The organism is Streptomyces lunaelactis (assembly GCF_003054555.1).
Lineage (GTDB): Bacteria > Actinomycetota > Actinomycetes > Streptomycetales > Streptomycetaceae > Streptomyces > Streptomyces lunaelactis.
Window position 1 is genome coordinate 5,077,084 of record NZ_CP026304.1, and the last position, 20,017, is coordinate 5,097,100.

General features: G+C 68.8%; 19 protein-coding genes and 3 pseudogenes. 13 read left to right on the forward strand and 9 right to left on the reverse strand.

The features are described 5' to 3' along the window. Positions 1 to 56: 56 nt before the first annotated feature. Entirely contained in the window at positions 57 to 470 is a 414-nt protein-coding gene (locus tag SLUN_RS40365) for an ATP-binding protein (protein ID WP_257153784.1), read from the reverse strand. A gap of 125 nt (positions 471 to 595) precedes the next feature. On the opposite strand from SLUN_RS40365, the gene SLUN_RS23435 reads away from it, so the two are divergent. Further along, positions 596 to 1,471, forward strand: a complete 876-nt coding sequence (locus SLUN_RS23435) for a helix-turn-helix domain-containing protein (protein ID WP_108151364.1) — start codon at positions 596 to 598, stop codon at positions 1,469 to 1,471. After that, entirely contained in the window at positions 1,468 to 1,677 is a 210-nt protein-coding gene (locus SLUN_RS23440; protein WP_108151366.1) for a DUF397 domain-containing protein, read from the forward strand. Before SLUN_RS23435 ends, SLUN_RS23440 begins: the two co-directional genes overlap by 4 nt. Positions 1,678 to 1,727: 50 nt before the next feature. Here the strand turns inward: SLUN_RS23440 and SLUN_RS23445 are convergent, their stop codons facing one another. Further along, entirely contained in the window at positions 1,728 to 2,069 is a 342-nt protein-coding gene (locus SLUN_RS23445) for a helix-turn-helix domain-containing protein (RefSeq protein ID WP_257153937.1), read from the reverse strand. 258 nt (positions 2,070 to 2,327) lie between these two features. On the opposite strand from SLUN_RS23445, the gene SLUN_RS23450 reads away from it, so the two are divergent. From SLUN_RS23450 to SLUN_RS23460, 3 genes are read left to right on the forward strand one after another with little or no spacing between them, the layout of a single operon-like run. Next, positions 2,328 to 2,732 carry a GntR family transcriptional regulator gene (locus SLUN_RS23450; RefSeq protein WP_108151370.1) on the forward strand — a complete coding sequence of 135 codons (405 nt, stop codon included), beginning with the start codon at positions 2,328 to 2,330 and terminating at the stop codon, positions 2,730 to 2,732. Between the two features lie 18 nt (positions 2,733 to 2,750). Continuing rightward, positions 2,751 to 3,644: an ABC transporter ATP-binding protein gene (locus tag SLUN_RS23455; RefSeq protein ID WP_108151372.1), complete on the forward strand. Its 894-nt coding sequence runs from the start codon at positions 2,751 to 2,753 to the stop codon at positions 3,642 to 3,644. Further along, positions 3,641 to 4,630 carry an ABC transporter permease gene (locus SLUN_RS23460; protein ID WP_108151374.1) on the forward strand — a complete coding sequence of 330 codons (990 nt, stop codon included), beginning with the start codon at positions 3,641 to 3,643 and terminating at the stop codon, positions 4,628 to 4,630. Before SLUN_RS23455 ends, SLUN_RS23460 begins: the two co-directional genes overlap by 4 nt. Before the next feature lie 584 nt (positions 4,631 to 5,214). On the opposite strand, the pseudogene SLUN_RS23470 reads toward SLUN_RS23460, so the two are convergent. Next, a pseudogene (locus SLUN_RS23470) lies at positions 5,215 to 5,601 on the reverse strand (SAM-dependent methyltransferase); the annotation flags it as partial. Here SLUN_RS23470 and SLUN_RS42425 point away from each other — a divergent pair. The 3 genes and pseudogenes from SLUN_RS42425 to SLUN_RS23485 all read left to right on the forward strand — a co-directional run. Then, positions 5,588 to 5,707 (forward strand): annotated as a pseudogene (locus tag SLUN_RS42425) (tyrosine-type recombinase/integrase); the annotation flags it as partial. The pseudogenes SLUN_RS23470 and SLUN_RS42425 sit on opposite strands and share 14 nt — an antisense overlap. Positions 5,708 to 5,903: 196 nt before the next feature. Next, positions 5,904 to 6,161 (forward strand): annotated as a pseudogene (locus tag SLUN_RS23480) (DUF4158 domain-containing protein); the annotation flags it as partial. Between the two features lie 136 nt (positions 6,162 to 6,297). Continuing rightward, positions 6,298 to 7,410 carry an ABC transporter substrate-binding protein gene (locus SLUN_RS23485; protein ID WP_108151376.1) on the forward strand — a complete coding sequence of 371 codons (1,113 nt, stop codon included), beginning with the start codon at positions 6,298 to 6,300 and terminating at the stop codon, positions 7,408 to 7,410. A gap of 241 nt (positions 7,411 to 7,651) precedes the next feature. Here the strand turns inward: SLUN_RS23485 and SLUN_RS23490 are convergent, their stop codons facing one another. The 3 genes from SLUN_RS23490 to SLUN_RS23500 all read right to left on the reverse strand — a co-directional run bounded on the left by SLUN_RS23490 (position 7,652) and on the right by SLUN_RS23500 (position 10,687). Continuing rightward, positions 7,652 to 9,181: a hypothetical protein gene (locus SLUN_RS23490; protein WP_108151378.1), complete on the reverse strand. Its 1,530-nt coding sequence runs from the start codon at positions 9,179 to 9,181 to the stop codon at positions 7,652 to 7,654. A 12-nt stretch (positions 9,182 to 9,193) separates the two neighbouring features. Next, positions 9,194 to 9,997 carry a hypothetical protein gene (locus tag SLUN_RS39575; RefSeq protein WP_159100311.1) on the reverse strand — a complete coding sequence of 268 codons (804 nt, stop codon included), beginning with the start codon at positions 9,995 to 9,997 and terminating at the stop codon, positions 9,194 to 9,196. An 81-nt stretch (positions 9,998 to 10,078) separates the two neighbouring features. After that, on the reverse strand, positions 10,079 to 10,687 hold the full coding sequence (locus SLUN_RS23500) for a Uma2 family endonuclease (RefSeq protein ID WP_108151382.1): 609 nt from the start codon (positions 10,685 to 10,687) through the stop codon (positions 10,079 to 10,081). Positions 10,688 to 10,770: 83 nt separating this feature from the next. Here SLUN_RS23500 and SLUN_RS23505 point away from each other — a divergent pair, with 83 nt between their 5' ends. Both SLUN_RS23505 and hemC read left to right on the forward strand, forming a co-directional pair. Beyond that, on the forward strand, positions 10,771 to 11,082 hold the full coding sequence (locus SLUN_RS23505) for a hypothetical protein (protein WP_108151384.1): 312 nt from the start codon (positions 10,771 to 10,773) through the stop codon (positions 11,080 to 11,082). 18 nt (positions 11,083 to 11,100) lie between these two features. Continuing rightward, on the forward strand, positions 11,101 to 12,036 hold the full coding sequence (hemC, locus tag SLUN_RS23510) for a hydroxymethylbilane synthase (RefSeq protein WP_108151386.1): 936 nt from the start codon (positions 11,101 to 11,103) through the stop codon (positions 12,034 to 12,036). Between the two features lie 52 nt (positions 12,037 to 12,088). Here hemC and SLUN_RS23515 read toward each other — a convergent pair whose 3' ends face one another. From SLUN_RS23515 to SLUN_RS23525, 3 genes are all read right to left on the reverse strand, one after another. Beyond that, positions 12,089 to 12,793: a GOLPH3/VPS74 family protein gene (locus SLUN_RS23515; RefSeq protein ID WP_108151388.1), complete on the reverse strand. Its 705-nt coding sequence runs from the start codon at positions 12,791 to 12,793 to the stop codon at positions 12,089 to 12,091. Then, the gene (fahA, locus tag SLUN_RS23520; protein WP_108151390.1) at positions 12,790 to 14,019 is read right to left on the reverse strand and encodes a fumarylacetoacetase; all 1,230 of its coding nucleotides are present in this window, start codon (positions 14,017 to 14,019) and stop codon (positions 12,790 to 12,792) included. The genes SLUN_RS23515 and fahA overlap by 4 nt, the downstream gene beginning before the upstream one ends. An 84-nt stretch (positions 14,020 to 14,103) precedes the next feature. After that, positions 14,104 to 16,095: a CocE/NonD family hydrolase gene (locus SLUN_RS23525; RefSeq protein WP_108151392.1), complete on the reverse strand. Its 1,992-nt coding sequence runs from the start codon at positions 16,093 to 16,095 to the stop codon at positions 14,104 to 14,106. Between the two features lie 175 nt (positions 16,096 to 16,270). On the opposite strand from SLUN_RS23525, the gene SLUN_RS23530 reads away from it, so the two are divergent. The 3 genes from SLUN_RS23530 (at position 16,271) to SLUN_RS23540 (ending at position 19,872) form a co-directional block, all read left to right on the forward strand. Next, positions 16,271 to 17,281, forward strand: a complete 1,011-nt coding sequence (locus tag SLUN_RS23530; RefSeq protein WP_108151394.1) for a polyprenyl synthetase family protein — start codon at positions 16,271 to 16,273, stop codon at positions 17,279 to 17,281. A gap of 175 nt (positions 17,282 to 17,456) precedes the next feature. After that, on the forward strand, positions 17,457 to 18,416 hold the full coding sequence (locus tag SLUN_RS23535; RefSeq protein WP_108151396.1) for a CHRD domain-containing protein: 960 nt from the start codon (positions 17,457 to 17,459) through the stop codon (positions 18,414 to 18,416). 238 nt (positions 18,417 to 18,654) lie between these two features. Then, the gene (locus SLUN_RS23540; protein WP_108151397.1) at positions 18,655 to 19,872 is read left to right on the forward strand and encodes a LolA family protein; all 1,218 of its coding nucleotides are present in this window, start codon (positions 18,655 to 18,657) and stop codon (positions 19,870 to 19,872) included. Positions 19,873 to 20,017: the final 145 nt, after the last annotated feature.

Genomic DNA, 20,017 nt, shown 5'->3' on the forward strand with positions numbered 1-20,017 from the left:
CTGGATGTTGCGAACCGCTTCACGGGTCGCCGACCCGTACTGTTTTCAGCCGTCGGTCAGGGTGCGAGATCAAACTCGGCCCACACGGTTTTGCAAGGCGCCGGGCCCGGGCTGACACCCCAGCGGTCGGCGAACGCGTCGACGAGGATGAGGCCGCGTCCGGACTCGTCGCAGTCGGGCTGCCGGGCGACGGGGAGACGGTCACCGCGGGTGTCGGTCACCTCGATACGGAGAGTGCTTTCGGTGGCGGTAAGGGCGAGGCGGAAGTCCCGTCCCGGTACGCGGCCGTGCACAGCTGCGTTCGCGGCCAGTTCGGCGACGACATGGGCCGCTGACTCGAACGGCATCCCCCAGGAGCGGAGTTGCTCGGTCGCCAGCAGACGGGCGAGACGGGCGCCTCTCCGGGTGGCGGAGAGCTGCACGCTGAACTGGCGGACGGGGGTGTTGGTTTGGGTGATTTCTGAATTCACGTAACTCAGCGTGGCCGCGCGTGCGTACGCTGAACAGTGATGATGCCGATGCGTACGGTGACTGTCAGGGCGCTGTCCAGGCCTGTACAGGCTGTCCACCGTCACATTCTCGGAGGTGGGCGCGGATGAGCGTGGACGGGGAACGTGCGGAGCGCGCGGCGGACGGGGCGGACGAGCCCGGCTGGGACGTGGATCCGGAGAACGACTCGGCGGGAGTGGTCGCAGCGCTCGGCCATCAACTCAGGCTCTGGCGGGAGGCGGCGGGACTGCGGCCGGCCGAGTTCGGTGCGGCCATCGGGTACGGCGAGAACCTCATCTACAAGGTGGAGAGCGGCAAGCGCATCCCGAGGCCGGAGTTCCTGGACAAGGCGGACGAGGCGCTCGGAGCCGGCGGAAAAATTGCCGCGATGAAGAAGGACATCGCGGAGGCGCGGTACCCGAAGAAGGTCCGCGACCTGGCGAAGCTGGAGGCGCAGGCGGTCGAGCTCGGGGCGTACGGCAACCACAACATGCATGGGCTGCTGCAGACTGAGGAGTACGCACGGGCGCTGTTCGAGACGTGGCGACCCGCGTATTCGCACGACGAGATGGACCGGATGGTGGCAGCGCGTACGGCCCGGCAGTCGATCTTCGAACGGTCGCCAGCACCCGCGCTCACCTTTGTCCAAGAAGAGGTGACACTCCGGCGTCCGATCGGGGGCACAATGGTCCTACGCCGACAGCTCGAACGTCTGTTGGAGGTAGGAAAGTTGCGCAACGTCGAGATCCAGGTGATGCCGACGGACCTCGACGACCACGCCGGGATGGACGGTCGGATCCAGGTGCTGAAGTTCGCGGACGGTTCGGCGGTGGGCCGCGCTGATGGCCGATTCGCCGGCCGCCTGGTCTCCGAACCGAAGGAGATCCGGATCCTTGAGCTGCGGTACGGAATCATCCGGGCGCAGGCTCTCACGCCACGGGAGTCACTGGCCTTCATCGAGAAAGTGCGGGGAGAGACATGACCCTCAAGCGCTCTGCCGGGAACGCCTCCGCCCTGGAGTGGTTCAAGAGCAGCTACAGCGACAGCAGCGACGGCAACGATTGCGTCGAGATCGCAGCCACCCCCGGCACGGTCCACGTCCGCGACTCCAAGAACACCCAGGGCCCCCGGCTCGCGTTCACCGAAGCCCAGTGGGCGGACTTCGTGACGTACACGTCCAAGCCCTGACCCCCAACCGCCTGGAAGCTGATGCGGGCCCACCTTTGGACCGTCGCAGGTCAAGCCGCTGAGGTACGCCCATCCGTCGAAGACTCATCAGGCTGGTGGCCGTCGTGCGCGTTGAAGGCAAACGCCGAGGTGTCGCCTTCCAGGTCAATTGTCAGCGAGGCGTCCAGGGCTTTGGCCAGGCGCGTCAGGAGAGGCAGGGTCGGCACGGAGTCGCCGCCCTCGATGTTGGAGATCTGCGGCTGCGTCATCTCGGCGCGCCTGGCCAGTTCGGTCTGGGTCAGGCCGAGTTCAGTTCTCCGGTCGTAGACGGCCAGGCCAAGTGCGAACGCATACCCGGCCTCGATGTAGGCCTGGGATTCCTCGACCGTCTCGCTACCCCAACCACCGTTCACCGTCGTTGATTTTCGACGCGAGTTCTCGACGGTGCTCACCTGCGGATTCGTGTTCACGGGGACGAGTGTCGGCAGACGATCGTTTGCCGACATCCTTCGCGACCATCTGACGGTCTTGTCACGGCGCCAGTTGTACTCGGCCGGTCGCGGTAGTGACACCCGAGCACTAGTTGTCCTACTGGCGCAGGACAATAAGTCTTGACAGTGCGATCCGCGACAAGCAGGCTGTCTTACTGTCGTAAGACATTGGGAGAAGAAGTGATCGAGTTCGTGCTCGAAGGCCGTTCGCGGGTGGCCACTTACATGCAGATCGTGCTGCAGGTGAAGCAGGCGCTCCGGGTTGGCCTGGCTCAGCCGGGTGATCAGCTGCCCAGGGTGCGTCAGGTGGCTCAGTCGCTGGCGATCAACCCGAACACGGTCTTGAAGGCATACCGGGAACTCGAACTGGAGGGGCTGGCGGAAGGACGTCCGGGCGTGGGCACCTTCCTCGTGCGCACGCTGGCCGGGCCGTCACTGGACCGTCAGGCCGGCCTGCGCGAGGGCCTGGTCGCCTGGCTGCACGAGGCGCAGGTCGCCGGCCTGGACCGCGAGGACATCACCGCCCTGATCGACACCACGCTGCGCGCCACACTCGACGCGCCGCCGCCCAAGGACATCTCATGAGCAGTTGGGGGAGCAGACATGACGGACATGGCATTGGAGACCAGCGCGCTCGGGAAACGTTACGGACGCAGCTGGGCGCTCCAGGAATGCTCACTGCGGCTGCCTACAGGGCGGATCGCCGGGCTGGTCGGGCCCAACGGTGCGGGTAAGTCCACCCTGTTGCATCTGGCCGTCGGCCTGCTGCGGCCCGACGCGGGATGGGCGCGCGTCTTCGGCCAGGATCCGCGCGACAACACCGAGGTACTGCCGGAGATCGGGTTCGTAGCCCAGGACACCCCTCTCTACCGCGACTTCACCGTCACGGATCTCATCACTCTGGGCGGCAAGCTCAACCGCCGCTGGGACGCTGCCTTCGCCCGCGACCGGATCGCTCAGCTCGACATTCCGTTCAGAAAGCCGGTCGGCAAGCTCTCCGGCGGGCAACGCGCTCAGGTAGCCCTGACCTTGGCCATGGCCAAGCGTCCTCGTCTGTTGCTGCTCGATGAGCCGGTCGCGGCTTTGGACCCCCTGGCCCGACGCGAGTTCATGCAGGCTCTGATGGGCGTGGTCAGCGAAAGCGATACGACCGTCCTTCTGTCTTCACATCTGGTGGCCGATCTGGAACGGGTCTGCGACTACCTGATCGTGCTGCAGAAGGCGCACGTCCAGCTGGCTGGCCCGATCGACGACCTGCTCGACGAGCACCGAACGCTGGTCGGCCCGCGCACCGAGCCCGACACGCTTCCGGGCGTGGCGAAGGTCATCAGCGCCAGCCACACCGACCGCCAGTCCACGTTGCTCGTGCGCACCCAGGGCCCTCCCATCAACGACCCCAGCTGGACTCAGCGCGAGGTGGCTCTCGAAGACCTCGTCGTGGCCTACCTCCACGCCGGCACGCGGACGGCCCGCACCGTATCGGAAGTGACCGCATGATCTGGCTGACCTGGAAGCAGCACCGCAAGCAGGCCCTCTTCGCCGTGATCGGACTGGCCGCACTTGCCGCACTCATGGTTCCCACCGGTCTGCGGATGCACGAGGTCTTCGACGACTCCGGACTGGCCTCGTGCCTGGCCAAGCTGGGCACGGACCCGCTGGCCGCGAACGCGGCCGTGGACAGCTGCAACGCGCTGAGCACGCAGTTCCGTAACCAGTTCAAGTCCTTGTCATTCGTCGGCATCCTCTTCGTGATCCTGCCGCTGCTGGTGGGGCTGTTCTTCGGTGCGCCACTAATCTCCCGCGAGGTCGAACACGGCACCCACCGGTTCGTATGGACCCAGGGAGTGGGTCGCCTGCGCTGGGCGCTCGTCAAGTTCGGCCTGGTCGGAGCTGTCACGATCCTCCTCGCCGTGTTGTACGCGCTGGGAGTGTCCTGGTGGTACGCACCCATGGCGGCCAATGGCAACGGTCGGTTCGGCTACCTTTGGTTCGACGTGCAGGGCATCGCGCCGATCGGCTACACCCTGTTCGCGGTGGCGCTGGGCATCTTCGCCGGCACGCTCTCGCGTCGAGTCCTGCCCGCCATGGCCATCACCCTCGCCGGATTCGCCGTCGTGCGCATCGCTGTCGAAACCCTGGCCCGAGACCACTACATGTCCGCCAAGACCCTGACGTACGGCCTGGCGAGCACCCAGGGACCGAACCCCGCCTCCCACGACTGGGTCCTCAGCCAAGGACTGCGCGACGCAGACGGGAAACTCGTGCTGGAGAACGCCTCGGTAGGCTGCCCGCCTGCCACCGATGCCAGTTCGTGCATGAGGGAGATGGCCGAGCGGGGTCTGGGGCCCGGCTCCTCCAACTGGCAGCTCTACCAGCCTGGCGACCGGTTCTGGGCATTTCAGGGTATCGAGACCGGCATCTTCCTCACCCTTGCGGTGCTCCTGGCCCTCCTCGCCATCCGCCGGATCCGCCACATCGCCTAACAGCGAAGCGAACAGCGGCGTGGGGCAGCCGGATCGCCGGCTGCCCCACGCGGCATGTCAGGGTGTTCCCTCAGAGCGGGCAACTTCGCCGGCCGAGTGCCGGTGACCCGGGACGGTCATAGCAGGGCGGCCCGGTCTTGTTCGCCACCAAGTCCCAGTCGCCGTCCACGAGCGTCCAGCACGCCACCACATCTTCCGGCGACCACTCTTGACGCACACCCGCCCCTTTTCGCCGACCACTCAGGTATCACCCGATCAGCCCAACGAGGCGCACGGCGGCGGGAAACGGCAGATCTGGCCCACCAAGAGCTACTGGCGAATTGGTTGTTCCCTGGTGTCCGAGCTAGGACTACGGGGCCGATCCGGTCGTAGCTGTGCCTGGGGGGACCGTGGTCCGCTTGGCACACCTTCTGGGCCTGCTGGGCCCGCTCGACCTCAGCGCCACTGCCGGACCGCACCACCGTTGCATGGTCACCGACATGTCCCGTGGCGCGATCAAGGGCCTCATCCATCGAAATATTGGAGTTACGGACGAGGACCGGTGTGGCCCCGGCCAGCAATCACGTCGTTTTCCGCCCCGCTGGTCATCTCCAGGTGTTTCGGGCCACCGTGTACGCGGTCGGGCCGGAGAGCCCTGCCCCTGTGCCGTCGGTCATGTCCAGGATCTCGAAGCCGGCGCCCTCCGCGTAGCGTTCCAGCTCTTGCGGGAACAGGACACGCCTGTGGATCTCGTCCTGGGCCTCGTCGCCCGTGGGGAGCACCCAGTGCCGGTGCATGGTGTTGATCTGGGTGCGCAGGTCCCACGCGTGGCGGATGGTGACCGTGGCGTGTCCCCTGGGGGTGTCGACCGTGGCGGTGGTCGGCTCGGTCCGGGTGATCGGGGCGACGGGGGAGCACAGTACGAGTAGCGCGCCCGGCCGAGCGTGGGCCGCGAAGGTGGTGAAGACCTGGCTGATCTCCTTGTTGTCGTGCCTCCTGGAACAGGGAGTCGAACTCGTTGTGATCAAGGAGCTGCTCGGCCACGCGCACATCGGCGTCACCGCCACCGTCTACGCCCACGTACGTCTCCGTCTCCGTCTCCGCCTCCAACGCGAAAGCGATGCCGCCGATCTCGGTAGTGCCGTTTGCCGGGTGGTAGTGGCCCACGGCGAGCGGGGTGCCGTCGGGGGCGAGGGCAGCGACGACCGTCTTGTGACCGGAGCGGATGGTGGGGCGGGTCGTTGCGACCGTGCTCCCCGCCCCCGTACTGAGCACGGCCTCGGGGATCAATGGCACCGTCCGGTACGTGGGCCGGTTCCTGGTGGACGATCCGCTGGACGTGCCGTGGTCGGTGGTCGAGCACCTGGCCGCGCAGCTGGGCATCAAGGACCCGTCGTGCGTGAAGCGGTACACGGAGCGACCGAAGACCGCGTACGAGCACGCCTGGGAGATCCGGGACGCCTACGGCTACCACCCGTTCGAGGCCCCGGAGTGGGGGCGGAGGTTCCGCACGTTCCTGCACGGGCAGGCGTGGACGCACGCCGAGGGGCCGGTGTGCGAATAAATAATCGGTTGCCTGTTGTCGATGGTGGTGGATGCAATGTCCGGCATGGTCACCCAGGTGCGCCACGGCGAGATGAGATGAACGCGTACTACCCGGCCAATCGTCACATGGGAGACGCCAACGCATGAATACGCCACCATCGCCACTTGGAGCGGAGCGGGCTGACGGATCATCCGTCCAGATCGGCGCTCTCGTTCCGCTGACTCGGCCTGGCTGGGTCGAGGCGGGCCAACACTTGCTCGCTGGACTCGAGCTGGCCGTTCGCGAAGTCAATGACGCCGGCGGGATCGTCGGAAGACCACTCGAGCTGGTGGTCCGAGACACCGCGGCTGATCCACAGAGGGCCGCGGCGGCCGTAGATGAATTGGCTCGCCTGGGCGTGGCTGCCTTGGCGGGGGAGTATCACAGCGTCGTCGCTCGCGCCGCTGCCGCCAGGGCCGACGCCCTCGGCCTGCCGTTCCTCTGCTCGTCAGCGGTTCTCGACGCGCTCACCGAACAGCCAACGGAATGGGTCGCGCGCCTCGCCCCGGCGCAGTCCCACGGCTGGCAGATCTACGCAGACTTCCTCCTCAGCACGGGCCACAGTCGAATCGCCGTAGCAACCGAGTCGAGTGTCTACTGGGCATCTGGGGCCCGCATTCTGCGGGACTACCTCGCTCCACGTGGCGGCACCGTCATCGAACTCGACATGCGCGCGCTCGCCCCCACGGCCGTGTGCGACGAACTCGTCGACAATCGCGCGACAGCCCTCCTTCTTCTGGTCGGCCACCCGGAGCCGGCAGTGACGATCGTCAAGTCTGTCCGCCGCGACCAGCGCCTCGCCGAGATCATGATCGGTGCTCCGGCGGGGCAACCGGAGTTCGCCGAATGGGCGACGTTGCTGGGCGACGACAGCGCCGCGATCCCGTTCTTGCGCTACCTGCCCGAGCGACTCAGCCCACTCGGTGCACGAGTCGAGACGGCCCTCCGCGAGCGGCTGGCCGAAGCGCCCTCCTTCGTCGCCTTCGAGGGCTACGACACGGTCGCCGTCCTTGCCGATGTGCTGCGTTCTCACGGCGCGGACCGGGCGCGCACTGCCGAATCCTGGCCGCGCGTTGCAGTCGAAGGCACCCGCGGGCAGATCCAGTTCTCCCGCACGCCAGGCATCAGCGTTTGGCAATGGGCGTGGACGCCAATCCAAGTCGTTGATCGGGATCCGGCGGAACCCGATCGCTTTCGGATCCTTCACGCCAGCTGAGAAAGCACGGAGGTCCGACTGCCCAGATCGGTCCGACCTTGAGGCTGTCTACCTGGCCCACATCTCCCCGGCCCACAGTGAGAACGTGAACTTCTTCGGCACGATCAACGTCGAAGTCGACACCGAGCTCGCCAAGCTCGACCCTGCTGGCTATCGCCCCGTGCGGCCCTGCCGCCCGGACCGGACGTGATGGCAGGGCCATCGAGCAGGGGGTTTGGAACATTGGAACCCGCGCTGACCATCAGTCCCTGAGCGCGACGCGGACGAGCCAGGCCCGGTCGGGTTCGTCGTCTCCGTCGGGCCAGGATGCGACGAGACCGCGCACGAGGTCGCGGTGCTGGTCGATCAGGTGGTCGGAGGTGAGGCCGAGCGCGCCTTCCACCTGGACGGGCAGGACGCTGGAGTGGGCGGCGCGCAGGAGCACGGCGGTGACCTGCGGCCCGGGCACGTCGAACAGGGCGATGGCGGCGAGCGTGCGCTCATCCATGGCGGCCGAGGGGTCGAAGATGAGCTCTTCCAGAGCGTCGACGACTCGGTCGTCCGGCTCGTCCCACCGGTGGAGGCAGTCCTGCGCTGCGCGGAGCGCGCGCTCGCGGACCAGCGGTGCAGAGTCACGGCGCCGGAGCGCGGCAGCGAGCAGCGCGGCGTCCTCGGGCTCGGCGAGCAGCGCCAGGACGTCGAGCGCGCTGGCGTGGCTGGCGCCGGCGCCGGTCTCCGGGCTGGCCATCGCCGATGACGGCGACAGCGTCAGGAGGTGGCGAGCGAGAGTGAGGACGTTGGGGCGGAACGCCTCAACGTCCAGGTCGAACCGGGCGAGACCGTCGCTGTCGCAGAAGTGGTCGAGCGCGATGCCCACCATCGGGACGAGCCCGCTGTACAGCATGGTCCGAAACGCCTGCCGGTGAGCTCGTTTGCTGGTGGGGGTGCGCATCTCGCGATGGACCTGGAGCAGCCCCGGGCTCCCGGGGTCGGCCCCCCGCCAGTAGGTGCTGTGCGGGCCGGGGCCCAGGGCCTCACGGACTTCACTCGCCTCGAAGCCCCGCTCGCCGTCCGGCCAGGAGGCGTCGAGACGTTCCAGCAGGGCGCGGTGGGCGTAGAACCGCTCACCGATCGACAGCGCCCACGCCGCCTCCTGCTGGAAGCGGTAGTCGTCCTCGCCGGTCGCGCGCACCAGCAGCGCGGTCACCTCCTCGCCGGCCGCGCCGCGCAGCGCGCTGAGCGCCTCGCGCCGGTCGTCGATGTCCAGCGAGCGGTCGAACGCCATCTCACCGATCAGCGCGACCAGCCGGGGGTCGAGGGCCTCGGAGCTTGCGAGGACGGTGCCTGCTGTGCCCAAGGCGTTGTACAGCAGTTCGCCATCCGGGCGGCGCCGCAGCACGGCGAGGACGGCCTCGGCGTCCTCGGGATCCGCGTCGTTCTTGAGGGCGAGCAGGGCGCTGGCGTGGTCAGCGCCCTCGAAAGCGATGTCGTCGCCCGGCCGGGGCGGGCGACGGAGCATTTCTCGGGCGACCGCGAGGACCTCCTCCCGGTAGGGCTCGAACGGGTTGGCCTCTCCGAACCGGCTGGTGGCGGCGGCGCGGTCGAAGAAGTCCAGGGCGGTACCGCGGGCGACGGTGTCCTCGCTGCGCAGCAACGCCAGGAACGCCCGCTGAAACTCGTCGGGGGTCGTCGCCGCGTCGGTGGCGTCGAACGCGGCCTGCAGCTCGGCATCGTCGAAGTCGCAGTTCCAATACCAGGACTGGAACTCACGCAGAAAGGTCACCATGAACACCCGAGCATCAGATCATCCAACGGGCCACGCCTGCCACTTCAAACCATGTGAGCGACTGGCGTAGCCGTCCTCGCCCGGCATTTTCCATGTGGAGGACGTGGTGAAGCTGATGGACTCGTCGCCGACGGTGTCTGACGGCCCCAATGTGATCGTTATGGTGATGGTGTCTCCGTACCGGCCCGTCACTGTGAGCCGATCGCATTGCTCTAGTGAGGACTTCACCGCGTCGAAGAACTTCTCGGATCCGGCCGCCGAATCGCTGGACAGGCTGATGTAGCCGGCAACCAGTGCCGAGTCCTTCTCCGAGTAGCTCACGTCCGCATAGGACGTGGGGCCGTCCGGGCGGCCGCGATTGATCGCGTCGGCGACCGGTTGGCAGGGCGCCGGAGTCGCGGAGACCCTCTTGATGTCCGCGAAGGTTTCCAGGGTGTTGTCCGTCGGCATACTCACGTACTCAACTGCGGCCGTCTCCTGTTCCGTGAGCCGGCTTGCCGCCAGCTCCGCCTGCGCGAGCGGGCGTGGTCCGTCCTCGGCGGTTTCCTTTGGGGCGGCGGCCCGGTCGGCCGGGCGGTTGGTGGCGTAGGGGCGGTCACCAGGGGCTATCAGAGATCGTGATCCATTCGCGTCAGAGTTCCTGACGTCAGGGTTCTCGTTTCCTTGTTGCGGATCTGAGCGGCTGAACTGATGGAGCGACCCAGCATGTTTGCAGTCCAGGCGACTTCCGCCGACGGCAGTCGCTGTCATCCACCCCGGAAGCAGCAACGCCGCACTCAGCACCACCAACATGTTCAGCATCGTCAACAGCAGCGTCGGCACGTGCTGGTCCGGCCACACGGCCATCGGATGACGCCCGGCCCGGCACCTCGGTGAGGTGCCGGGCCGTTCGCATGCGACCGGCTACTGCTCGGCGGTCTGCCTCCGCCGTGGCGTGATCTGGGACAGGTCGAGATCGACGGGGAAGGGGACGGAGACCTTCATCCGGTCGTGGAAGATCCCGGTGCTGGTGTACTGGCCCGTGGCAGGCTCCAGCTCGAAGACGTACACCACGGCGCGGCCCTCGTTGTTCTCCACTCGCCAGTAGTGGGGGATCTTGGCCCGGGCGTACTTCACCGGCTTGGTCTCCCGGTCCCGGGTCCGGGATTCGGTGGAGACGACCTCGATGGCCATCAGCACGGACTCTGCCGGGAAGCGTGTCTGCTCCGACCTCTCGATGGCATCCCCGCGCACGACGACCACATCCGGCTCCGGCCTGTTCTGCCTGTCGATGTCGATGGTGAATCGCGCGACGACTTCCAGATCCTGGGGCGAGACCGACTCCAGTTGCCGCCTGAAGAAGCCGACTGCACGCGAGTGAAAGAGGGTCTGCGGAGTAGCGAAGACGAGGCTCGCGTCGATCAGCTCGGTGTGCGGAGGGAGATTCGGAAGCCGGTCCAGGTCGTCGGCGGTCCAGCCGCCCTCGGGCGGGACTACCCAGCTGGGCTTCGAGGCCTCGGGCTCGACGCCCATCGCTGCTTCCATGGGACGGACTCTCGCGGGTCGGCTCAGCGCATCCGGCGGGAACGGGACAAGGCCCCCACGCACCCCTGCACTTGGGCGCCGACCCGCGCGTCGTTTGCGAGGGGGCCGATGCGGGGCGCCGGCTCGACACCTACAGCGGCCCTCGCCTCTCACTCGCGTACGTCGACTGCCGGCCGGGCACGTTCCACCGGCTCGCCGATCTGATCGAGTTGTTGGAGCCGGGCGGTCCGTATGTCGTCGACGACCTGTTGCCGCAGGCCATCCGGCCCGCCGGCCACCAGGGGCGCGTCGGCAGTTTCCTCGCACAACTGCCCGAAAGGGCCAACTTGCCTTTCACACCGCTGAGATGGGCGTCCGGTCCGGGGGTGGGAGCGCGGATCTGACGCTCTATCGTGGAGGCCATGTCCACCCCTGAGCTGATCCGCATCGTCTCCCGCGACTCGCCGATGGCGCTCGCCCAGGTGGAGCGTGTGCGCGCCGAACTGGCCGTGCTCCACCCGGGCATCCGTACCGAGGTCATCCCGGTCAAGACGACCGGCGACAAGTGGATGGGCGACCTCTCCCAGGTTGAGGGGAAGGGGGCGTTCACCAAGGAGGTCGACGCGGCCCTGGTCGCCGGTGAGGCGGATCTGGCGGTGCACTGCGTCAAGGACGTGCCCGCCGACCGGCCGCTGCCGGCCGGCACGACGTTCGCGGCGTTTCTCAAGCGCGACGACATCCGCGACGCCCTCATTCACCCCGACGGGCTCACCCTCGATCAGCTCCCGGCCGGAACCAGGATCGGCACCTCCTCCGTACGCCGCATCGCCCAACTCGCCGCCTCCCACCCGCATCTTGACTGCGTCCCGATGCGCGGCAACGCCAACCGCCGGCTGGACAAGCTCGCTGCCGGCGAGGCCGGCGCACTGCTCCTGGCTCTCTCCGGGCTGGAACGCATCGGCCGCACGGATGTGATCACCGAGATCCTGTCGGCCGAGGTGATGTGCCCGCCGATCGGCGCGGGCATCCTGGCCCTCCAGTGCCGCGAAGGCGACACCGACCTGATCGATACCGTCAGCGGCCTCGGCGACCCCGACACCCACCGCGAGGCCACCGCGGAGCGCATGTTCCTCCACGTCCTCCAAGGCCACTGCAACAGCCCGATCGCCGGCTACGCCACGGCCGAACGCAGTGGCGACCTGTCCCTGCGGGCCTGCGTGTTCACCCCTGACGGCAAGACTGTCCTCAACGCCCACGAATGGGCCGGCCCCCTCGACCCGGCCACGCTGGGCACCTCCGTCGCCGTGGCCCTGCTCCGCCAGGGCGCACGCGATCTGATCGACTCCATCGCGCACTGACGCGGCAGCTGGTCGGCGGGAAAGATCTGCCACCAGGGGAGCTCAGGGGCCGTCAGTCGCCGCCCCCGCCCCCGCCTCCGTCGCTCCCGCCGCCTCCGTCGCTGCCCCCGAAGCTGCTACCGCTCCCCGACGTCTTGTCCTGCTCCACGGCACGGTGCACCGCGTACGGTGCCCATTCCTCCCGTACGAGAACGCGCAGCGCGCCCAGCTGCCGCCAGGACCCGAGTCCCGGATACAGCACCGCGGCAAGACCGATCGCCGAGGTGAAGGCGGCCAGCAGCCGGCTGCGGCGGTCAGGGAATCCGGCCGCCACCGACTCGGCGTAGCGCCCCCGCGCCGGCGCCGACCAGTCCTCGGCCGCCGCCGGGTACCGGTGGTACGGGAAGAGCCCGAGGAACCGCCGGGTCTCCATCCGCAGCGCACCGCGCTGTACCAGGTGGTGCAGGCACAGCTCTTCGATGTCCCGCCCGGTGCGCCTGACCCAGGACCGGGCGCGTATGCCGTCGCCGAACCGGCTCTTGCCCGGGGCCGGGAGGCTCGCCAGGATCTGCGCCGACAGCGGGTCCTGCGGCGGCAGTGGATTGACCACCGTCACCTTGCCGCGTGTCTCGGCGACCCTGCCCTGGAGCTCCAGCTCGGCGAGGGCGGCGCCGGCCAGACCGTACTGGAGGTAGCGCCTGTTGACGTGCCGACGGCCCGTCACCGGGTCGAGGGCGAGCAGCAACAGCTCCTCGGGCAGGGCGAGTCCGGTCGTCACGCGGCGCTCGGTACGATGCGGCCGGTGACCTCGCCGAGACCGACCCGGACGCCGTCCGGGCCCGGCGCCCACGCGGTCATGGTCACCACATCGCCGTCCTCCAGGAAGGTCCGCTTGCCCTCCGGGAGTTCGAGCGCGTCGCGCCCGTTCCAGGTGAGCTCGAGAAGCGAGCCGCGCTGGTGGACCTCCGGGCCGCTGACCGTGCCGGAGCCGAAGAGGTCGCCCGTACGGAGCGAGGCGCCGTTGACCGTCATATGGGCCAGCTGCTGGGCGGCCGTCCAGTACATGGTGGCGAACGGCGGCTCCGCGATCACATGGCCGTTGATCGCCACGGTGATGCGCAGATCGAGGCCGCCCGGCTCCTCCTCGGCCGAGTCGTCGAGGTAGGGCAGCAGGTCGAAGTCCCGGGCCGGCGGCGAGGTCCTGGCCGCGTCCAGGGCCTCCAGCGGGGTCACCCACGGGGACACGGAGGTGGCGAAGGACTTCCCGAGGAACGGGCCCAGCGGCACGTACTCCCAGGCCTGGATGTCGCGTGCCGACCAGTCGTTGAGGAGCGAGAGCCCGAAGACATGCTCGCGGAAGTCGCCCATGGCGACCGGAGTGCCCAGCTCGGAGGGGGTGCCGACGAGGAAGCCGACCTCCGCCTCGATGTCGAGCTTCACGGACGGGCCGAAGACGGGAGCGGCGTCGGCCGGGGCCTTTCGCTGGCCCGAGGGGCGCACCACGTCCGTGCCGGAGACGACGACGGTGCCCGCGCGGCCGTGGTAACCGATCGGCAGATGCTTCCAGTTGGGCGTCAGCGCGTCCCCGTCCGGCCGGAAGATCCTGCCGACGTTGGTGGCGTGGTGCTCGCTCGCGTAGAAGTCGACATAGTCGGCCACCTCGTACGGCAGGTGCAGCGTGACCGAGCCGATCGGGTGCAGGAGCTGCTCGATGTCCGGCCGGTGGGCGGGCACCGTGACCCAGGCGGTGAGCGCGCGGCGTACATCGCGCCAGGCGGTACGGCCCGCGGCCAGCAGCGGGTTGAGGCTCGGCTGCGCGAGGAGCGCGGCATAGGGGGAGCCGAGGGCGTACGCCGCCGCTCCCGCGTCGAGTACGTGGCTGCCGATGCGGACGCCGAGCCGACGGCGGTCCGGCTCGTCGGCCGTGGTGAAGACGCCGTACGGGAGGTTGTGCGGGCCGAAGGGATCGCCCTCGGCCAGGTCGAGCGGGCTCTGCTCGGGCATCGGTGCTTGCCTCGCTTTCCACGGGTGTGAGTGACACGTTACGTGGACGTTGTCCCGCCGGGGCAGGGCGCCCGGCCGGCTCTCTCACCCCGCCATGCGCGGGATGCGCTTCTCCCACGTGCGGTGGAAGACGATCTCCTCGCCGTGCCGGCACACCACCTCGTCGGAGGTGATGAAGCCGGCCGCGTCGCAGGTGATTTCGGAGCGCGTTTCGATCCGTACGTCCCAGGCCAGCTCCGGCCGGTGCAGCCGGATCGTCCAGTCGGAGCGGGTGTGCGCGGAGTGCGGGTCCCTCTCCTGGATCGTGTACGTCTCCAGGGCGTCCTCGGTGCATTCGAGACCGTCCGGGTGGACGCGGGTGCCGCCGTAGCGCGGGTCGGCCTTCAGCTTCCATTCGCCCTTGGCGACATCCCTGGTGATCAGCCGCTCCGGGCGCTGCTCGTCGAGCGTGGCGGGGACGCTGACGCCGAGCGGCTCGGACTGCTCCGGCTCCTCGAAGACGAACTTCTCGTCCGTGTGTTCGCGTACGGGGAGTTCCAGGCGGGAGCCCGCCGGGTCGAGGGTGAAGCCCGCCGAGTCGGTCCCCGGCCAGATCCACGGCCAGTACGCGGAGGAGACGGCGAGCCGGATGCGGTGGCCCGGCGGGAAGGTGTGGCCGATGCCGTTCAGCTCGAAGCTCACGTCCTCGGTCGCGCCGAGCGGCCAGGCGTTGGCGCGTTCGCGGCCGTGGCGGGCGGAGAGGTTGAGGACGCCGCGGGTGACCAGGGTCGACGATCCGTCGGGGGCGACGTCGCAGACCCGGGCGGCGGCCTGGCCGTGGGGCACCTCCAGGCGCAGCCGCAGGGTCACCCGGGGGCGGCCGAGGATCTCGATGGGGTCGCCGGTGACCGGGAACTCGAAGCAGGCCGAGCGGGCGTCCTCTTCGCGCTGGTCCGGCGGCAGATCGGCGTCGTTCCCGAGCGGGAGGAAGCGGCCCGCGTCCAGACCGGTGTGCTGGGGCGAGTCGACGATCACCGGCGCGCCCTGGAGCGCGTACGGCACGGGGGTGATGTGCGGCGACGGCCAGGCGGTGTCGCCGACCCAGCGTCCCGGCAGCTCGGGGTAGCCGGTCGCGGGCGGGTGCGACTCGCTGATCCAGGAGCGCAGCAGCGGCTCGGCCATCACATCGTTGTCGATGCCCTTCAGATGGTGGTCCCACCAGCGCAGGGTCTCCTGGAGGAAGCCGATCGCCGGTCCCGGCGGCCGCCCCCGGTCGGGGTACTGGTGCGGCCACGGCCCGATCAGTCCCCGTACGCGATCGGGCGGCAGGTGCTCGACCAGGCGCAGGACCGTGTCCCGGTACGGGTCGTGCCAGCCGCCCACCGCGAGGACCGCCGCGTCGATCGCCGAGTAGTCCTCGCAGACGCTGGCGTGCTTCCAGTAGTCGTCGCGGATCTGGTGGGCGAGCCAGGTGTGGACGAAGGGGGCGACGGCCTCCAGCCGCTTCAGCCACAGCTCGCGCCACTCGTCGCCGGCGAACAGCGGGTCGGGCGGTCGCGCGACGAGGGCGAGCAGGGCGGCGGCGCGGGCGTGCATGTCGACGGCGAGCACCGAGCCGCCCATGTAGTGGGCATCGTTGTCGTACCGGTCGTCGCTCGAGCAGACGGTGACGATGGCCTTCAGCGGCTCGGGCGCGAGCGCCGCGATCTGCAGGGCGTCGATACCGCCCCAGGAGATGCCGAACATGCCGACCCGGCCGGTGCACCACGGCTGCCGGGCCAGCCAGTTGACGACCTCGACCCCGTCGGCGAGCTCGGTCGTGTCGTACTCGTCGCCCGGCAGGCCCTCGCTGTTCCCGTGTCCGCGGACGTCGACTCGTACGGAGGCGTAGCCGTGCCCCGCGTACCAGGGATGGCGCTGCCGGTCGCGCGGCGCGGTCCAGTCGCTCAGCCGGTACGGCTGATACTCGAGCAGGGCAGGTACGGGCTCGTCGGTGAGCGGCCGCCAGATACGCGCGTACAGCTTCGTACCGTCCGCAAGGGGGATACGGACGTCCTCGTGGGCGGTCTCGTACGGGAAATCGGTGCGGATGCGCATGACGGCAGCTTCCTGGCAAAAGGGCTACGCATGGTCGTATCTACTGATCACGAACATACCGGGGGAGGCGGGAAGGCGCCCATGGCGATCGAAAGGCGACCGGATACGCTGACTTGAGTGATTCCAGCGACACATCGACAATCCGTGTGATCGTCAGCAGACAGGAGATCCCCTCGTGACCGTCGTCGGGCCATTTGGGCTGAGCGTGCGGGACCAGGCTCTTGAGGCCGATGTCCAGACCGGATTGGCGGCTGTCGAGGCAGGGCTCCTCGATGCCACCAAGAGCGAGGTGCCCTTCATTACGGAGGCGGCCCGGCATCTTGTCCGCGCCGGGGGCAAGCGCTTCCGGCCGCTGTTGGTGATGCTCGCGGCCCAGTTCGGTGACCCCTACTCGCCGGGAATCGTGCCCTCGGCCGTGGTCGTCGAGCTCACGCACCTCGCGACGCTGTACCACGACGATGTGATGGACGAGGCCGAGGTGCGGCGCGGCGTGGACAGCGCCAACGCCCGCTGGGGGAACTCCGTCGCAGTACTGACCGGCGACTTCCTGTTCGCGCGGGCCTCGCACATTCTGGCCGATCTCGGCCCGGAGGCCGTACGCATCCAGGCGGAGGCCTTCGAGCGGCTGGTCACGGGCCAGATCCTGGAGACCGCGGGGCCCCGCGACGGCCGCGACCCGGTCGAGCACTACCTCGATGTCATCGGCGGCAAGACGGGCTCGCTCATCGCGGTCTCGGGCCGGTTCGGCGCGATGATGTCGGGCGCGGACGAGGGTGTCGTGGACATCCTCACCCAGTACGGGGAGCGGCTCGGCGTGGCCTTCCAGCTCGCCGACGACGTACTCGACATCGCCAGCGACTCGCACGAGTCGGGCAAGACCCCCGGCACGGATCTCCGCGAGGGCATTCCGACGCTGCCGGTGCTGCATGTGCGCGCGCAGGCGGCGGCGCACGGACGGCCCGAGGACCTGGAGCTCGTCGCCCTGATCGACGGGGATCTCACGGACGACACCCGGCACGCCGAGGCGCTGCGGCTGCTGCGCGTCCACCCGGCGCTGGAGCAGGCCAGGCGGGACACCGTGCGGTACGCGGAGGAGGCGCGGGCGATGCTCGCTCCGCTGCCCGAGTGCTATGCCAAGGCCGCTCTGGAAGAGCTCTGCGACGCGGTGGTCCACCGCGCGGGCTGACCGGCCCAGCCCCTCCGAACGGCCCGATACCCACGGCCGGGGCGCCATTCGGATCACTCTGCGGCTTGTGATGCAGGTCACATTCTTGGACTGAGTCCAGCCTCGGATCCACTCCGTACTCATGCCCGGAAGCTGACGCAGTGGGCGTTGGCATCGCGTACGGGGAGATTTCGTAATGAAGCGCACCAAGACCATGCTTATCGGTACCACCGCCGTCGCTGCCGCGGCCGGCGTCGCCCTGGCCGCCCTGCCGGCCTTCGCCGCCGACAGCAGCGGCTCCGACAGCAGCGGTTCCGACCGCGGCGCCTCCCTCTTCGTGGCGAGCCTGAACGGTGCGAACGAGGTACCGGTCCAGGGCGGACCCGCCGTCGGTGACCGCGACGGCACCGCGCTGGAGCTTGTGAAGGTCAAGGGGGACAAGGTGTCCGTCGCTGTGAAGTTCCGCGGCACGGACAGGCCGACCGCCCTCCACATCCACCAGGGCGCGAAGGGCGCCAACGGCGGCATCAAGATCGACTTCACGGAGCTGCTCAGCAAGGGCAAGACCAAGAGCAAGGGCTGGACCGGCGCGGTCGCCGGCACGGTCAAGGTCAAGGACAAGGCCGTGCTCGACGCCTTCAAGGCCGCCCCGAACGGCTTCTACGCCAATCTGCACACGGCCGAGTTCCCGGGCGGCGCGGTCCGCGGCCAGTTCCACAAGGTGACGGGCTCCTTCGGCTTCGGCGACGCGCTCGACAACTTCCAGGCCTCCGTCGTCAAGGGCAAGCAGATCTACGAGTGCAAGAAGGGCGACGACGGCAAGTTCTCCTTCCAGCAGCGCGATGTGCGGGCCGTGCTCGCGGGGAACATCGCCCACTCCTTCATCGCGCCCAACTCCGGTACGCCGCAGTGGATCGCCCAGGACCACAGCGCCGTCACCGGCGCGCTGATCACCAAGACGCCGAACGGCGAGAAGAACATCCCCGAGCTGAATCTGAAGGCCACTCAGTCCGGCGAGAAGCGGGGGCTGTTCGCGCAGACCCAGGAGATCTTCCGGCTGAACACCGTGGGCGGCGTCGCCCCGGCAGGCAGCTGCGACCAGGGCGCGATCGTCGGTGTCCCGTACGGCGCCGACTACGTCTTCATCCAGAAGTGACCGGCTGAACCGCCTCTCGGCCCGCGGCGCTTCCCCTACGGGTTGGGGGAGGCGCCGCGCCCTTTTGTCATCCCAGAGCAGTACGCGAACGTGGGCCCGGGGTCTGACGCTTCTGCGGGGCCGATTTGGTCAGATGAATACACCACTCCTGACCACTCGGACCAATTCGGGTGAGAATGGCGGCACAGGGTGGACGAGTGCATACGGACGGCCGCGGACCACGGAGGTAGGGCACACCATGGCACCGAACGACAGCGCACAGACCACCGAAGAGGCCACGGACCTCGCAGCGGGCCGCCGCAAGGCAGCGCGCTACTTCGTCCCGGTCGCGGTGGCCGGAGTGGCGGCGGCGACCATCGGGCTCGTCCCGGCGCTCGCTGCCTCAGGTGACCCCGATCTGCCGAAGATCAGCGCGCAGGAACTCATCGAGAAGATGGCCGCTTCGGACACGCAGCAGCTCTCCGGCACGGTGAAGGTCAACACCGACCTCGGCATACCGTCCCTGGGCGGCCTGGGCGGCTCCTTCGTCCCCAAGGGCGGCGACGGCGACGGGTCGGGCTCCTCCGCCTCCCCCGAGAGCAAGCTGATGGAGCTGGCCTCCGGCTCGCACACCCTGCGGGTCGCGGCCGACGGCCCCGACAAGCAGAAGGTGTCCATCCTGGAGGACACCGCCGAGTACAGCATGATCCACAACGGCGACGAGGTCTGGGCGTACGACAGCGCCTCGAACGAGGCCTTCCACACCAAGGACGGCGGCCGGACCGACGGCCCCGGCCGGCAGCACGAGACCCCCAAGGACCTCCCGACCACGCCCAAGGAGCTGGCCGAGGAGGCGCTCAAGGCCGCGGACGACACCACATCGGTGACCGTCGGTGGTACGGCACAGGTGGCCGGCCGCGACGCGTACCAGCTGGTCATCAAGCCCAAGCAGAGCGGCTCGACGATCGGCTCGATCAAGGTCGCGGTGGACGCGAAGAACGGCGTGCCGCTCAAGTTCACGCTCACCCCGAGCAGCGGCGGCAAGGCCGCGATCGACGTGGGCTTCACGAAGATCGACTTCTCCAGGCCGGCCGCCTCCACGTTCGACTTCACCCCGCCCAAGGGCGCGAAGGTGACCGAGGGCGACGAGGTGAAGCAGGAGAAGGGCGCCAAGGACCACGAGGAGTTCAAGGGCGCCGAGGACTTCGAGGGTCTGAACGTCATCGGCGAGGGCTGGAACGCCATCGCCAAGATCGAGGTCCCCGGCGGTCAGGGCCTCAGCGCGCCGAAGGACGGCGATGTGCCGCCGGAGGCACAGAAGTTCCTGGACGCGCTGGGCGACAAGGTCGAGGGGAAGTTCGGCTCGGGCACGGTCTTCAAGACCCGCCTGGTCAACGCCCTGATGACGGACGACGGCACGGTCTATGTCGGCGCCGTGACCAAGGACGCGCTCGTGAAGGCCGCGAACGAAGGTTAGGGCCTGTCCGGTCGATCAGGCCGGATCAGTGAGCGGGGTCTGGTGCGTGCGATCGCAAGGCGGAGGAAGGAGCCCACGCGGAGCGTCGGCGACTGACGACAACGCGGCGAGCGTGCGTGCCAGGGCACGCGAGCCCGGCAAGATC

Excerpts from the sequence above, each read along its gene's own strand:
- hemC (WP_108151386.1), top strand. The coding sequence starts at position 11,101 with ATGTCCACCCCTGAGCTGATCCGCATCGTCTCCCGCGACTCGCCGATG.
- SLUN_RS23485 (WP_108151376.1), top strand. The coding sequence starts at position 6,298 with ATGAATACGCCACCATCGCCACTTGGAGCGGAGCGGGCTGACGGATCA.
- SLUN_RS23535 (WP_108151396.1), top strand. The coding sequence starts at position 17,457 with ATGAAGCGCACCAAGACCATGCTTATCGGTACCACCGCCGTCGCTGCC.
- SLUN_RS23435 (WP_108151364.1), top strand. The coding sequence starts at position 596 with ATGAGCGTGGACGGGGAACGTGCGGAGCGCGCGGCGGACGGGGCGGAC.
- SLUN_RS23460 (WP_108151374.1), top strand. The coding sequence starts at position 3,641 with ATGATCTGGCTGACCTGGAAGCAGCACCGCAAGCAGGCCCTCTTCGCC.
- SLUN_RS23440 (WP_108151366.1), top strand. The coding sequence starts at position 1,468 with ATGACCCTCAAGCGCTCTGCCGGGAACGCCTCCGCCCTGGAGTGGTTC.
- SLUN_RS23525 (WP_108151392.1), bottom strand. The coding sequence starts at position 16,095 with ATGCGCATCCGCACCGATTTCCCGTACGAGACCGCCCACGAGGACGTC.
- SLUN_RS23500 (WP_108151382.1), bottom strand. The coding sequence starts at position 10,687 with ATGGGCGTCGAGCCCGAGGCCTCGAAGCCCAGCTGGGTAGTCCCGCCC.
- SLUN_RS23455 (WP_108151372.1), top strand. The coding sequence starts at position 2,751 with ATGACGGACATGGCATTGGAGACCAGCGCGCTCGGGAAACGTTACGGA.
- fahA (WP_108151390.1), bottom strand. The coding sequence starts at position 14,019 with ATGCCCGAGCAGAGCCCGCTCGACCTGGCCGAGGGCGATCCCTTCGGC.
- SLUN_RS23540 (WP_108151397.1), top strand. The coding sequence starts at position 18,655 with ATGGCACCGAACGACAGCGCACAGACCACCGAAGAGGCCACGGACCTC.